Genomic DNA, 13,046 nt, shown 5'->3' on the forward strand with positions numbered 1-13,046 from the left:
GCTTTACCACCGCGTCAGTGCCCCGCCGAGAACCGGCATCAGATATTCGACCTGCATGAACCCGTCCGATTTGCGGCCCACTTCATTGGCTTCGATGATGCCGTTGTCGCGCTTGTCGGCGGCAACGGCGTTGTAGACCGCCTCGGGCACGCGGATGGCCCAGACCGAAACGGTCTCGGTTTCCATGGTTTCCTCGTTGAGCACCGGCAGCGACAACACGTCCCCATCGGGTCCTACCGCTTCCACCACGATGTAGTAATTGGTCGCGGCCGTGTTGATCTCGGGGAAGGTCCAGAAACCCGATTGCTGATCGGGCCGGTTGATCACGCGCAGGGTGTATTGCTGGCGCAGCAGGTCGCGCAGGTCGGTCAGCCGCTTGACCGCGTCTTCAGCGCCCGCGCGATTGCCTTCGGCGGCAAAGGCCTTGCCGCGTGAGCGCAGCACTTCGGCCTCCACCACGGCCTGCTGCACCTTGGTTTCCTCGAAAATGGTCTGGTAGAGCATGTCCATCTGCGCGGGCAGGCCTTCGCTGAGCTCGATGCGCGCTTGCTCAGCCTGGCTCGACTGATAAGGCCGCCAGGCGCCGAAATAGCCGACGGCACACACAAGCAGCACCAGCAGCAGCGCGCCCACCGGCTTGCCCCAGCTTTTGCGCCCGACATAAAGCCGCGCCAAAGTGGTGCGCCAGCCCGGAGTGGGCGGGTCATAAACGAACCGGCTTTCAGCCAGCGCCGCCACGCCTTCCCGCAGGATATGGTCGGGCACTTCGATGCCCTGGTGGCGATACACCTCGCGCAGCTTGTCGATCAGCTGCTGCTCGCGGGTCACCCCTTCGAGTTCACGCACGGCAAGGTCCTGCCGGTGACGGAGCGTGTCGACCACGTCCATCGCCAGCATGACCTCGTCGAGCGGGGCAGGGGCAGGGGCCTTCGCCTGAACATCGCTCATGGTCGGGCCTGCATCCGCGCTCGTCCTACTCAGCGGCCAGATTCAAGCAGCAAGGCATTGCCTTCGGTCGCGAGGGTCGCGAGGCGCCGCTTGCCGTCTTCAACTGCATCGCGGATCTCGGCCGAATTCTTGGTCGAGGCCACGCGCATCTCGTTGATGATGGTGCGCGACTTTTCCTGAAAGTTGATGACGCTGTCGACGAGCTTCTTGACTGCATCGGCACGCACGGTCGGGCCATACCCGGCGCGCACCGCTTCCTCGCCCACCCGGTCGCCGATTTCCGAGAGGGTCTCGAGGCTCTTGCTCATCCCCTCCTTCATCGCATTGAGCGTGGCGGTGGATTCGTTGAGCCCAAACATGCCGGTGAACGAGGCCGACAGGGCCGTCAAAACGGTTTCATTGGTGGAAAAGAACGAGATCGACTGCTGATACACCCGCTCCTTGGCATTGGTGGTCTGCATCAGCCGGGCCATCACCACTTCGGAGGTGTTGTAGGAGATGGTCAAATTGTCCGAAAGGTCCTTGGCGATCTGGTAGCGCTTTTCCTCGTTCTGCATTTCGCGCAGGCGCTCGTCGCGCGCCATTTCAAGGCGGGCGCGATCGGCCGGCACAGTGCCGGCATAGCCGGCCAGTTCCTCGGCCGCAGCCTGCAAGATATTCTTCTTTTCTTCCAGCCGCTGCTCGGCCGTGGCCAGCACTTCGAGCGCCATCACCTCGGCTTGCTTCAGCGCCCCGCGGAAATCGCGATAGGCCTCGAGAATGGTGTGCTCGCGCTCGATCTGGTCCTTGGTGTCGGCGGTGACCGCGAGATAGGTGTCGCGAATTGAATTGAAGCGCGTGGCTATGTCGCCGCGGCTGACCTTCATCCACACATTGCTGACGCGTTCCACCAGGTTGATCTTGTTGTCGGCCAACTGGTCGACCATCGCCTTGGCGTCGTCGCGGATGGAGTCAAAGCCCTTGGTGATGTCCTCGTAGCGCTCGCCGATCTTGACGGCCGCGACCTGCTCGCGCACCACCTCGTTGAAGGCGCTGGCTTGGGACAGCGTGCGCCCGATCAGGATCACCCGGGTTTCATCCAGGTCGGTGATCTGTTGCAAGAGGCCCGTGATGGGCTGTTCGCCCTGCTGTTCTGGCCAGATCCCCAGATTTCGGATCGCGTTGACGGCCTTGTCCAGATACTGCAGCGGCTGCTCGGCAACGGCGGAAGGCACCGAATTGGCGGTGGGCGTAGCAGTGGTGACTTGGCTGGCCATGTTCGCTCCTGATTCTGCGCGGCATCGGCGAGATCGCCTGGTTGCGCTATAGATTGCTGCTGGCCTAACGCGTGACAATTGCATCTGCGCCACAGGCCGACTATTTAGGCCATATTGGTGCGAAAAAGCCGCACGTAAAGGGCAGGGGCAAAAACAGTGCAAAGCATTTGCAAACCACGGTATTTTCGCCACAGCGCTGCCATTTTTCCGCCCGTCGCGCTGGGCATGCGCTGATGCAGTTCGGTGGCCGTTATCTCATTGCTGCGCCCCGTCCCGTGGTTTGGCTCGCCCTGAATGACGCCGCGGTGCTGCAAGCCGCCATTCCCGGCTGCCATCGCATCGAATGGTCGGGCCCGACAGCGCTCGACCTCGAGATCAAGGTCAATCTGGGCGTGGTGCATCCCGTGTTCAAAGGCGGGCTCAACCTGTCCAATATCGTTCCGGCCGAGCGCTATACGCTGACGGGCCGCGGCAAGGGCGGTCTGTTAGGGCTCGCCGAAGGGGCGGCCGATATCGTGCTGACCGACCGGGGCGAACAGACTGAACTCGTGTTCACCGCCACCGGCGGCGCCTCGGGCCAGCTCATGCGCCTGGGACAGGCGATTATTGGCAACTCCGCGCAAAAGATCATCGATGGCTTTTTCGCCCGCTTCGGCGATGCGATGGGCGCCGCGGTGACTCCGCTGCCACCGCCAGAGCAGGCGGGTTAGCCGCCGGCCGCGCCTACCGGAGCGGCGGCATGGTCAATCTTTGTTCAGATCATTGAAGGCGCTGCTTTTTTGCTTGCGGACAAGGGGATTGCACGATTGTATCCCCCCAGAGCGCAGGGAGAATTCACCGTTGGGCGTGGCGCCAACGCTCCATTGCGAGACAGGGAGACGACCTCATGAAGTTTGCAAGCTCCATCAAGGCACTGGCCGGCGGGATCGCGCTGAGCGCACTGCTTTCGGGTGCCGCCTTTGCTGATCCCGCACTGATCTATGATCTGGGCGGCAAGTTCGACAAGTCCTTCAACGAGGCCGCCTATAACGGCGCCGAGAAGTGGAAGGCAGACACCGGCGGCAACTATCTCGAACTGGAACTGCAAAACGACGCCCAGCGCGAACAGGCCCTGCGCCGCTTCGCCAGCCAAGGCGCCAACCCAATCGTCGTGATGAGCTTCATGTGGGAATCGGTGCTGGCCCCGCTCGCCGCCGAATTTCCCGACACCAATTTCGTCGTGATCGACGCCGTGGTGGATGCTCCCAATGTCCAGTCGATCCTGTTTGACGAGCATACCGGCTCGTTCCTTGTCGGTGCGCTCGCGGCGATGAAGTCCGAAACCGGCACGATCGGCTTTGTGGGTGGTATGGATGTGCCCCTGATCCACAAATTCTATTGCGGCTATGCCCAGGGCGCCAAGGCGGTGAACCCCGACATCAAGCTGATCGAAAACTATACCGGCACCACCCCGGCCGCCTGGAATGACCCGGTGACCGCCGGTGAACTGGCGACCGCCGCTTCCGACGCCGGCGCCGACGTGATCTTTGCCGCTGCCGGTGGCTCGGGTCTCGGCGTGCTGCAGACCATGGCCGACCAGGGCAAGTATTCGATCGGCGTCGACAGCAACCAGAACTATCTGCACCCCGGCTCGGTGCTGACCTCGATGCTCAAGCGCGTCGACAATGCCGTCGTGGAAGCCTTCACCAATGGCGGCGATGACGCCACCTTCAAGCCGGGCCTCACCATTCTGGGTCTGGAGGGCGATTTCGTCGATTACGCCGTCGACGAGAACAACCAGAGCCTCATCACCCCCGAAGACCAGGCCAAGCTCGATGAGCTCAAGGGCAAGATCGCTTCAGGCGAGATCGAAGTGCATGATTACACCACCGACAACAACTGCCCGCTGTAAAGCCCTGCGCTAATGAGCGGTATTGATCCCACCAATCCACAGCGGCCGGACCCGGCCGCTGTTCCCGTCCCGGCAGCGGGCTGGGCCATCGAGCTTGAGGGGATCAACAAGCGCTTCGGCCCGGTCCATGCCAACAAGGACATCGACCTCAAGGTCGCGCGCGGCACAATCCACGGCATTGTGGGGGAAAACGGCGCCGGCAAGTCGACGCTGATGTCCATCCTCTATGGCTTTTACACCGCCGACAGCGGCACGATCCGCGTCAACGGGCAGGTGCAGGCCGTCACCGATAGCCGCCATGCGCTCCAGCTCGGCATCGGCATGGTGCACCAGCACTTCATGCTGGTGGAAAACTTCACCGTGCTCGAAAATGTGGTGCTGGGCGCCGAGGATTCCGGGTTTTTGCGCCCAAGCCTGGCGCGGGCGCGCAAGGAACTGGCGCGGCTCGAAGCCGAATATGACCTTGAGGTCGACCCGGACGCGGTGATCGAGGATATCTCGGTTGGCCAGCAGCAGCGGGTGGAAATCCTCAAGGCGCTGTATCGCGGCGCCGAAACGCTCATTCTCGATGAACCCACCGGCGTTTTGACGCCCAAGGAAGCCGACGACCTGTTCCGGGTGCTGCAAACCCTGCGCGACCAAGGCAAGACGGTCATCATCATCACCCACAAGCTGCGCGAGATCATGGCCATCACCGACAATGTTTCGGTGATGCGCGGCGGCGAAATGGTGGCGACGCTCCCCACCAGGAACACCAATCCCGAACAGCTCGCTGAGCTGATGGTCGGGCGCCGCGTCTTGCTGCGCATCGAAAAGGGCCCCGCTCATCCCGGCAAGACCCTGCTTGAGGTGCGCAACCTCGTCGTTGCCGACGATCTGGGCATTGTGCGGGTTAAGGATGTCAGCTTTTCCGTACGGGCCGGCGAGATCGTCGGCATTGCCGGGGTGTCGGGCAATGGGCAGACCGAACTGCTCGAGGCCGTCACCGGCATGCGCGACCAGCGCGCAGGCGAGGTGATCCTCAATGGCAAGCCGCTGTCCCTGCGCGGCGATGATGGCGCGGCGCGCGCCCGGGCCGCGGGCCTCGCCCATGTGCCCGAGGACCGGCAGCGCATGGGTCTCGTCACGAGCTTTGCCGAATGGGAAAACGCCATTCTCGGCTACCAGGACGATCCCGCCTATGGGCGCGGACCCTTGCTCGATATTGCCGCCGCCAAGCGCGACGCGGCCGAGCGCATCGCCACTTTCGACGTGCGCCCACCCGACATCAACCTCAAGACGGCGCTGTTTTCGGGCGGCAACCAGCAAAAGATCGTGCTGGCGCGCGAAATGGAGCGCAATCCCGATGTGCTGGTGGTGGGCCAGCCCACGCGCGGCGTCGATATCGGCGCCATTGAATTCATCCACAACCAGATCATCAGGATGCGCGATGCCGGCAAGGCGATCCTCGTCGTTTCCGTGGAGCTCGACGAAATCCGCTCGCTGTCGGACCGCATCCTCGTGATGTTTGACGGCCAGATCGTGGGGGAAGCCGATCCCGCCACCGCCACCGAAGGCGAACTTGGATTGATGATGGCCGGCGTCACCGACAGAAAGGCCGCCCAATGAGTGCGCTTCGGCCATTGCCGCGCTGGGCCGATATTGCCCTGCTGCCGGTGCTCAATCTCGTGCTGGCTTTCATCGTGTCGGGCATCGTGCTGCTGCTGATCGGGCAGAACCCGTTCGTGGCGCTCTGGGCCATTGTGACCGGCGCCTTCGGCAATGGCTACAATATCGGCTATACGCTTTATTACACCACCAACTTCATCTTCACGGGGCTGGCCGTGGCGCTGGCGGCCCATGGCGGGCTCTTCAATATCGGCGCCAATGGGCAGGCCTATGTCGCCGGGCTCGGCGTGATCCTGGCCGCCACCGCGCTCGATACCACCCATTGGCTCATCGTGGCGCCCGTGGCGCTCTTGGCAGCAGCGCTGTTTGGCGGGGCCTGGGCGTTTATTCCGGGCTATCTGCAGGCCAAGCGCGGCAGCCATGTGGTGATCACCACCATCATGTTCAATTTCATCGCCTCGGCGCTGATGATCTACATGCTCAACCGCGTCCTCAAGCCCGCCAATGTATCGGGCCCGGAATCCCGCATGATCGCCGAAGCCGGGCGCATGCCCAAGCTGGGGCAGTTCTTTGAGCCCTTCAACTATACGCCGGTCAATCTCTCCATTGGCATCGCGCTGCTGGCGCTCGTCGCCGTTTACGTGCTGATCTGGCATACTCGTTTTGGCTATGCCCTGCGCACCATGGGGCAGAACCCCACCGCCGCGCGCTATGCCGGCATTTCCAACAGCAAGATGATCATTATCACCATGACCCTGTCGGGCGCGCTGGCGGGCATGGTGGCGTTCAACGAAGTGCTGGGCGTGCAGAACCGGCTGGTGCTCGATTTCGTCGCCGATGCCGGCTTTGTCGGCATTGCCGTGGCGCTGATGGGGCGCAACCATCCGCTGGGCATTGCGCTGGCCGCGCTCCTGTTCGGGGCGCTCTACCAGGGCGGCAACGAGCTGCAATATGTGATTTCGGGGCTCGATCGCACCGTGGTGGTGATCATCCAGGCCCTCGTGATCCTCTTTACCGGTGCCATGGAAGGCCTGTTTCGGCCCGCCCTGCAACGCAGCTTTCTCCTCATCAGCCCGGAATCGCGCGCCGAAGCGGCCGCGCGCTCCACCGTTTCGAGCGAGAGCTGAGCCATGGATATCTCGGCCGTTCTGTCCATTCTCGATGCGACGCTGCGCCTCTCGACCCCGCTGCTGCTGGCGTGCCTTGCCGGCCTCTATTCCGAGCGGGCCGGCATTTTCGATATCGGCCTGGAAGGCAAGATGCTGGCGGCCGCCTTTGCCGCCGCCGCCGTCGCGGCCGTCAGCGGCTCGGTCTGGCTGGGCTTGCTCGCCGGCACGCTGGTTTCGGTGTCGACCGCCCTGTTGCAGGGCGTCGCCGCCATTACCCTCAAGGGCAACCAGCTGATCGCGGGCGTCGCCATCAACATGCTGGCGGCGGGGCTGACCACCTTTCTCGGGCAGCAATGGTTCCGCCAGGGCGGCCGCACCCCGGCCTTGCCGCCGAGCGGGCGCTTCGGCACGATCGAGCTGCCTTTCGCGCGTGAATTGTCCGGGGTGCCAATCATCGGCCCCATCTATGCCGACCTGATCTCGGGCCACTACATCCTGGTTTATGTCGCCTTCGCCATGGTGGCCGTCACCGCCTATGTGCTGTATCGCACCCGCTTTGGCCTGCGCCTGCGGGCGGTCGGCGAAAACCCCAAGGCGGTCGATACCGCCGGCATTTCGGTCAACAAGCTGCGCTTCCAGGCCGTGCTGATCACCGGGGTGCTCTGCGGGCTCGCTGGCGCTTATTTCTCCATCGCCCAGGGCTCGGGTTTCGGCAACAACATGACGGCCGGCAAGGGCTATATCGCGCTCGCCGCGCTGATCTTTGCCAAGTGGAAGCCGGTGCCCGCCATGTTCACCTGCCTCCTGTTCGGCTTCCTCGACGCGCTGCAGATCCGCCTGCAGAACTTCGAGCTGCCGATCATCGGCGTCGTGCCGGTGCAGGCCATCCAGGCGCTGCCCTATGTGCTGACCGTGGTGCTGCTCGCGGGCTTTATCGGCAAGGCCGTGGGCCCCAAGGCGGGCGGCGTGGCCTATACCAAGGAGCGCTAGCTTTCTTGCCCCCGAAAGGACCCTTGCCATGCTGAGCGATGCCACCGACGAGGCGCTGTTCCAGGCCGCAGAAGCCATCCGCGCCAAGGCCTATGCGCCCTATTCCCGCTTTACGGTGGGCGCGGCAATCCTCGCCGATGACGGGCAGATCTATAGCGGCTGCAACATCGAAAACGCAGCTTACCCCGTCGGCAATTGCGCCGAAGCTTCGGCCATTGCCGCGATGATCGCCGGGGGCGGCAAGCGCATTGCCCGCATCTATGTGACGGGCCCTGGGGCCGCGCCGGTCACCCCTTGCGGCGGCTGTCGCCAGCGCATCCGCGAATTTGCCGATCTCGATGTCACGGTGATCTCGCATGGCGTCGAGGGCGAGCCGCTGCTGACGACGCTCGAACAATTGCTGCCGCACAGTTTCGGGCCAGAATACCTGCCGAAGTGAGTTTTTTGGGAAGGCGGGGTCTGGTTGCCTGCGTCCCCTCCCCCTTGAGGGGTGGGAGGGCAGGAGCCGCCCGCCTTGTGTTCCGCTTCGCTCAGCCAAGAATGTGTGTCCCTTCCCTTAAGTAGGGCCAGGAAGGGGTTTAGGTCCCGCACCAAACCCGCCACATATAAAAAACCAAAAACGAGACCAAAACCATGACCAAAGCCGCCAAGACCATTCGCCAGATCGCGGGCAAGGAACCCATCAGCGCCGCCATTGTGCTGGGCTCGGGGCTGTCCTCGATTGGCGAGCAGTTGGCGGACGCCATCGCCATCCCTTATAGCGAGCTCAAGGGCTTTCCGGGTGGCGGCGTTTCGGGCCATGGGCGTGACCTCTTGATCGGCACGATGGGCGGCAAGCGCATCGCGGTGCTGACCGGGCGCGAGCATTATTATGAGCATGGCAATGCCGCCGCCATGCGCCCGGCGCTTGAAACCATGGCGGAGCTCGGCGCGCACACCCTGCTGCTGACCAATTCGGCCGGCTCGATCGATGAGCGCCTGCGCCCGGGCGATCTGATGATGATCTCCGATCACATCAATTATGCCGGCATGAACCCGCTGATCGGGGAGGCCACCGACCGGCGCTTCACCAATATGGTGGATTGCTATGCCCCCGAGCTGCGCGCCAAGGCCATGGACATTGCGGAGCGGCGGGGGCTGCATTTGGGCGAGGGCATTTATCTCTGGTATTCCGGCCCGAGCTTTGAAACTGTAGCCGAAATCCAGATGGCAATCCGCCTGGGCGCCCAGGCCGTCGGCATGTCCACGGCACCAGAAGTGATCCTCGCGCGTTTCCTTGGGATGAAGGTGTGGGCCTGCTCCTCGATCACCAATATGGGCGCGGGCCTGTCGAGCGAGAACATCAGCCATGAGCACACCAAGACCATGGCCGTTGCGGGCGCGGACAAGCTCAAGCAGCTGATCCCCGCGCTGGTGGAGGAACTATGAGCCTGAGGGTCGTCAACCAGCAACCAACCGCCCCGGTGCATCGCCGCAATCCCGGCTTCACCCTCGATCTCGATTGGGTGGAAAGAACGGTGATGAACCGGTCCGCCCTCGAGCGCCGGGCCGGCACGATCGGCGCCCGCCGCACGGTGAAAAAGGATTATCAGCTCGCCTGGCTGCTCAAGGCGATCACGCTGCTCGATTTGACGACGCTCAATGCCGATGACACGCCCGCGCGGGTGGAGCGGCTTTGCGCCAAGGCGCGCCAGCCGGTGCGCCCCGAAATTCTCAAGCGCCTGGGCGCGGAAAAGCTGCGCATCGTGCCCGGCGCAGTCTGCGTCTACCATAGCTTTGTCGCCACGGCCGTGCACGCGCTCGAAGGCAGCGGCATTCCCGTGGCGGCAGTATCCACCGCCTTTCCGCATGGTCTTGCGCCCCTTGAAACCAAGCTGCGCGAAATCGAGCTTTCCGTTGCCGATGGGGCGCGGGAAATCGACATCGTCATCGAGCGCGGCACCGTGCTCAGGGGCGACTGGCAGGGGCTCTACGATCAGATCCGCGCCTATCGGCAGGCTTGTGGCGACGCCCATATCAAGACCATTCTGGGCACCGGGGAATTGGCAACCCTCACCAATATTGCCAAGGCGTCGCTCGTCTGCATGCTGGCTGGCGCTGATTTCATCAAGACCTCGACCGGCAAGGAAAAAACCAACGCCAATCTCGTGACTTCGCTGGCCATGATCCGCATGATCCGCTGGTTTGCCGAGGAAACCGGCATCGAGATCGGCTACAAGCCGGCCGGCGGCATTTCCCAGGCCAAGGACGCGCTGGCCTATATGGCGTTGATGAAAGAAGAGCTGGGCACCCATTGGCTGCAGCCGCATCTGTTCCGCTTCGGCGCTTCGAGCCTGCTCACCGATATCGAGCGCCAGCTCGAGCATGGCGTAACCGGGCACTACGCCGCGGATTATCGCCAGCCGATGGTGTGAGATGTTCCCGTTCCTTCCAAAGTTGGTATCGCTGTGGCCGCTGGTAGCTGCAAGCGTTCAACAGCCCATACTGCTTCCGGATGACGGTGCTTTCCATCCGGCACCAAACGCGGTGGCCAGCTTCCTGGGAGAGCAGTTCGAGGCCGTGCCTGCTCCCACCATCGCGGACAAGGTAGCAGTCACGACCTGTCGCCTTGAACTCATGGAAGAACAAGCCGGCTTTCAGTTCAAAGGCGCCTATTTTTGCTGGGTGGACTTTGGGTGTAGCAAAGTGGAAATGGTACCCGTTTGGTTCGATCAACACCAAATGTGGTTCGGCCCGGACAGTGCAGGGCGCCTCGTCGCAATGTTCTGTGCCGAAAGCATTTCTGATCCGGAACGACGCAAGGCACTTTCGCAAGACGTACAACGCGGCGGCTAGCCAGAAGGGGACGCCAGTTATGAACAAGATCGCGCAAATCTTCGAAACCCTCGACTACGGCCCTGCTCCCGAAGCCGCCGATGCCGCGATCACCTGGCTCGATAGGCACAACAGACGCTTTGGTCACTTCATCGCTGGGCAGTGGACCGCGCCGGGGACGACCTTCCCCACCCATAATCCGGCGACGGGCGAACCCCTTGCGCTGATCACCCCCGGCACCGCTCAAGATGTGGACGCCGCCGTGGGCGCCGCCCGCGCCGCTTTCCCCCGCTGGAGCGCGCTTTCAGGCTTTGAGCGCGCCAAATATCTCTATGCGCTGGCGCGCGCGGTGCAAAAGCATGCGCGCTTGTTTGCCGTGCTCGAAACCCTCGACAATGGCAAGCCGATCCGGGAATCGCGCGACATCGATATTCCCCTGGTGGCGCGCCATTTCTACCATCATGCCGGCTGGGCCCAGCATGCCGCGCGCAGCTTTCCAGGCCAGGTGCCCTATGGCGTTTGCGGGCAGATCATCCCGTGGAATTTTCCGCTGCTGATGCTGGCCTGGAAGATCGCGCCGGCTCTCGCCGCCGGCAATACTGTGGTGCTCAAGCCGGCCGAATTCACCTCGCTGACGGCCCTCTTGTTTGCCGAAATCTGCGAGAGGGTCGGCCTGCCACCGGGCGTGGTCAACATCGTCACTGGCGCCGGCGACACGGGCCAGGCGATCGTCGCCCATCCCGGCATCGACAAGATCGCCTTTACCGGCTCGACCGAAGTGGGCAAGGCCATCCGCGCCGCCACTGCCGGTTCGGGCAAGGGCCTTTCGCTCGAGCTGGGGGGCAAGAGCCCCTACCTCGTCTTTGACGATGCCGATCTCGACAGCGCCGCCGAAGGGCTCGTGGACGCGATCTGGTTCAACCAGGGCCAGGTCTGCTGTGCCGGCTCGCGGCTGCTCGTGCAGGAATCCATCGCCGAGCGCTTCATCAAGAAGCTCAAGACGCGCATGGCCACGCTGCGCCTCGGCGATCCGCTCGATAAATCCATCGATGTGGGCGCCATGATCGACCCGGTGCAGGTGGAGCGCGTCCGCAAGCTGATGGCCAAGGGCATCGCCCAGGGGGCCGAAGTCTTCGAGGCCGAGGGCGAACTGCCCGCCAAGGGCGCGTACCTCAAGCCCGCCTTGGTCACCAATGTTTCGCCCGCCAATACGCTGGTGGCCGAAGAAATCTTCGGGCCGGTGCTGGTGGCGATGAGCTTCCGGACGCCCGAGGAGGCAGTGGCGCTGGCCAACAACACCCAATTTGGCCTCGCTGCCACGATCTGGAGCGAGAACATCAATCTGGCGCTCGATATTGCCCCAAAACTTAAGGCGGGCGTGGTGTGGATCAACGGCACCAACCAGTTCGATGCGGCCGTGGGCTTTGGCGGCGTGCGCGAATCCGGCTTTGGTCGCGAAGGCGGGCGCGAAGGCATGGCAAGCTATCTGCGCCCCGCCTGGGAACACGAATTGCCGCTCGCCGCTGCCCCGGATGCCGAGCCGCTCGAAGCACCGGCGCGGCCATCCGCCAATCCGCTCGACAGCCTCGACCAGACGGCCAAGCTTTATATCGGCGGCAAGCAGGCCCGCCCCGATAGCGGCTATTCGCTGCCCGTTCATGGCACCGATGACAGCCTGATTGGCGAAGTGGGCGAAGGCAATCGCAAGGATATCCGCAACGCCGTGGAAGCAGCGCGCAAGGCGCTGGGCTGGAGCAATACGACCGCTCATAATCGCGCGCAGATCCTTTATTTCCTCGCTGAAAACCTCGACTACCGCCGCGCCGAATTTGCCCGCCGCATCGCGGCGCAAACCGGCGGGGATGGTGAAGCCGAAGTGGCCGCCAGCATCGAGCGGCTCTTCGCCTTTGCCGGCTGGGCCGACAAATATGATGGCGCCATCCACAATCCGCCCACACGGGCCGTCGCTGCCGCCATGGTCGAGCCCATCGGCGTATTGGGCATTGTCGCGCCGGCCGAGCAACCGCTGCTGGGGGCGGTGAGCTTGCTCGCCCCGGCCATTGCGATGGGCAACACTGTGGTGCTGGTGCCATCCGCCCCTGCGCCGCTCAGCGTCACCGACCTCTACCAGGTACTCGAAACCTCGGACGTTCCGGCAGGGGTCGTCAACATCGTCACCGGCAATGGCGAGAGCCTGGGCAAAACGCTGGCCGAACACCACGGCGTCGACGCCCTCTGGTTCTGCGGCTCGGCGGAAGCCTCTGCCCTCCTCGAAAAGGTTTCGGCCGGCAATCTCAAGCAAACCTGGACCACAAGCGGCCGCCGCTTCGACTTCACCGACGCACAAAAATTCGCCGGCGACTACTTCCTCGCCAAAGCCACCCAGATCAAAAATGTCTGGATCCCATACGGGGCGTGAGCGGGGAGGGT

At 63.3% G+C, this 13,046-nt stretch carries 12 protein-coding genes; 10 read left to right on the plus strand and 2 right to left on the minus strand.

From position 1 onward, the window contains the following. Positions 1–3 precede the first annotated feature (3 nt). The gene (locus HRU92_RS17630) at positions 4–948 is read right to left on the minus strand and encodes a DUF6384 family protein (protein WP_127751960.1); all 945 of its coding nucleotides are present in this window, start codon (positions 946–948) and stop codon (positions 4–6) included. A gap of 29 nt (positions 949–977) precedes the next feature. Then, positions 978–2,204: a cell surface protein gene (locus tag HRU92_RS17635; protein ID WP_206524685.1), complete on the minus strand. Its 1,227-nt coding sequence runs from the start codon at positions 2,202–2,204 to the stop codon at positions 978–980. Positions 2,205–2,437: 233 nt separating this feature from the next. On the opposite strand from HRU92_RS17635, the gene HRU92_RS17640 reads away from it, so the two are divergent. From HRU92_RS17640 to HRU92_RS17685, 10 genes are all read left to right on the plus strand, one after another. Beyond that, positions 2,438–2,914, plus strand: a complete 477-nt coding sequence (locus HRU92_RS17640; protein ID WP_172122390.1) for an SRPBCC domain-containing protein — start codon at positions 2,438–2,440, stop codon at positions 2,912–2,914. Between the two features lie 176 nt (positions 2,915–3,090). Beyond that, positions 3,091–4,095, plus strand: a complete 1,005-nt coding sequence (locus tag HRU92_RS17645; protein ID WP_172122391.1) for a BMP family ABC transporter substrate-binding protein — start codon at positions 3,091–3,093, stop codon at positions 4,093–4,095. Positions 4,096–4,107: 12 nt separating this feature from the next. Continuing rightward, a complete protein-coding gene (locus tag HRU92_RS17650; protein WP_172122392.1) occupies positions 4,108–5,703 on the plus strand; it encodes an ABC transporter ATP-binding protein in 1,596 nt (531 codons plus the stop codon). Then, on the plus strand, positions 5,700–6,830 hold the full coding sequence (locus HRU92_RS17655) for an ABC transporter permease (protein WP_127751964.1): 1,131 nt from the start codon (positions 5,700–5,702) through the stop codon (positions 6,828–6,830). The genes HRU92_RS17650 and HRU92_RS17655 overlap by 4 nt, the downstream gene beginning before the upstream one ends. A 3-nt stretch (positions 6,831–6,833) precedes the next feature. Then, positions 6,834–7,802: an ABC transporter permease gene (locus tag HRU92_RS17660; RefSeq protein ID WP_172122393.1), complete on the plus strand. Its 969-nt coding sequence runs from the start codon at positions 6,834–6,836 to the stop codon at positions 7,800–7,802. A gap of 28 nt (positions 7,803–7,830) precedes the next feature. Next, positions 7,831–8,241 carry a cytidine deaminase gene (locus tag HRU92_RS17665; protein ID WP_127751966.1) on the plus strand — a complete coding sequence of 137 codons (411 nt, stop codon included), beginning with the start codon at positions 7,831–7,833 and terminating at the stop codon, positions 8,239–8,241. Positions 8,242–8,435: 194 nt separating this feature from the next. Further along, positions 8,436–9,230 (plus strand): purine-nucleoside phosphorylase, encoded by a 795-nt coding sequence (locus tag HRU92_RS17670; RefSeq protein WP_172122394.1) that lies wholly within the window; start codon positions 8,436–8,438, stop codon positions 9,228–9,230. Beyond that, a complete protein-coding gene (deoC, locus tag HRU92_RS17675; protein WP_172122395.1) occupies positions 9,227–10,216 on the plus strand; it encodes a deoxyribose-phosphate aldolase in 990 nt (329 codons plus the stop codon). The genes HRU92_RS17670 and deoC overlap by 4 nt, the downstream gene beginning before the upstream one ends. Position 10,217: 1 nt before the next feature. Beyond that, positions 10,218–10,637 (plus strand): hypothetical protein, encoded by a 420-nt coding sequence (locus HRU92_RS17680; protein WP_172122396.1) that lies wholly within the window; start codon positions 10,218–10,220, stop codon positions 10,635–10,637. Between the two features lie 19 nt (positions 10,638–10,656). Next, positions 10,657–13,035 (plus strand): aldehyde dehydrogenase family protein, encoded by a 2,379-nt coding sequence (locus HRU92_RS17685; protein ID WP_172122397.1) that lies wholly within the window; start codon positions 10,657–10,659, stop codon positions 13,033–13,035. Positions 13,036–13,046 lie beyond the last annotated feature (11 nt).

This window comes from Devosia sp. 1635, from assembly GCF_013185955.1.
GTDB lineage: Bacteria > Pseudomonadota > Alphaproteobacteria > Rhizobiales > Devosiaceae > Devosia.

What these genes read in the sequence shown, in the direction of transcription:
- HRU92_RS17640 (WP_172122390.1), top strand. Translation starts at nt 2,438, where the DNA reads ATGCAGTTCGGTGGCCGTTATCTCATTGCTGCGCCCCGTCCCGTGGTT.
- HRU92_RS17685 (WP_172122397.1), top strand. Translation starts at nt 10,657, where the DNA reads ATGAACAAGATCGCGCAAATCTTCGAAACCCTCGACTACGGCCCTGCT.
- HRU92_RS17635 (WP_206524685.1), bottom strand. Translation starts at nt 2,204, where the DNA reads ATGGCCAGCCAAGTCACCACTGCTACGCCCACCGCCAATTCGGTGCCT.
- HRU92_RS17660 (WP_172122393.1), top strand. Translation starts at nt 6,834, where the DNA reads ATGGATATCTCGGCCGTTCTGTCCATTCTCGATGCGACGCTGCGCCTC.
- HRU92_RS17665 (WP_127751966.1), top strand. Translation starts at nt 7,831, where the DNA reads ATGCTGAGCGATGCCACCGACGAGGCGCTGTTCCAGGCCGCAGAAGCC.
- HRU92_RS17630 (WP_127751960.1), bottom strand. Translation starts at nt 948, where the DNA reads ATGAGCGATGTTCAGGCGAAGGCCCCTGCCCCTGCCCCGCTCGACGAG.
- HRU92_RS17680 (WP_172122396.1), top strand. Translation starts at nt 10,218, where the DNA reads ATGTTCCCGTTCCTTCCAAAGTTGGTATCGCTGTGGCCGCTGGTAGCT.
- deoC (WP_172122395.1), top strand. Translation starts at nt 9,227, where the DNA reads ATGAGCCTGAGGGTCGTCAACCAGCAACCAACCGCCCCGGTGCATCGC.
- HRU92_RS17645 (WP_172122391.1), top strand. Translation starts at nt 3,091, where the DNA reads ATGAAGTTTGCAAGCTCCATCAAGGCACTGGCCGGCGGGATCGCGCTG.
- HRU92_RS17650 (WP_172122392.1), top strand. Translation starts at nt 4,108, where the DNA reads ATGAGCGGTATTGATCCCACCAATCCACAGCGGCCGGACCCGGCCGCT.
- HRU92_RS17670 (WP_172122394.1), top strand. Translation starts at nt 8,436, where the DNA reads ATGACCAAAGCCGCCAAGACCATTCGCCAGATCGCGGGCAAGGAACCC.
- HRU92_RS17655 (WP_127751964.1), top strand. Translation starts at nt 5,700, where the DNA reads ATGAGTGCGCTTCGGCCATTGCCGCGCTGGGCCGATATTGCCCTGCTG.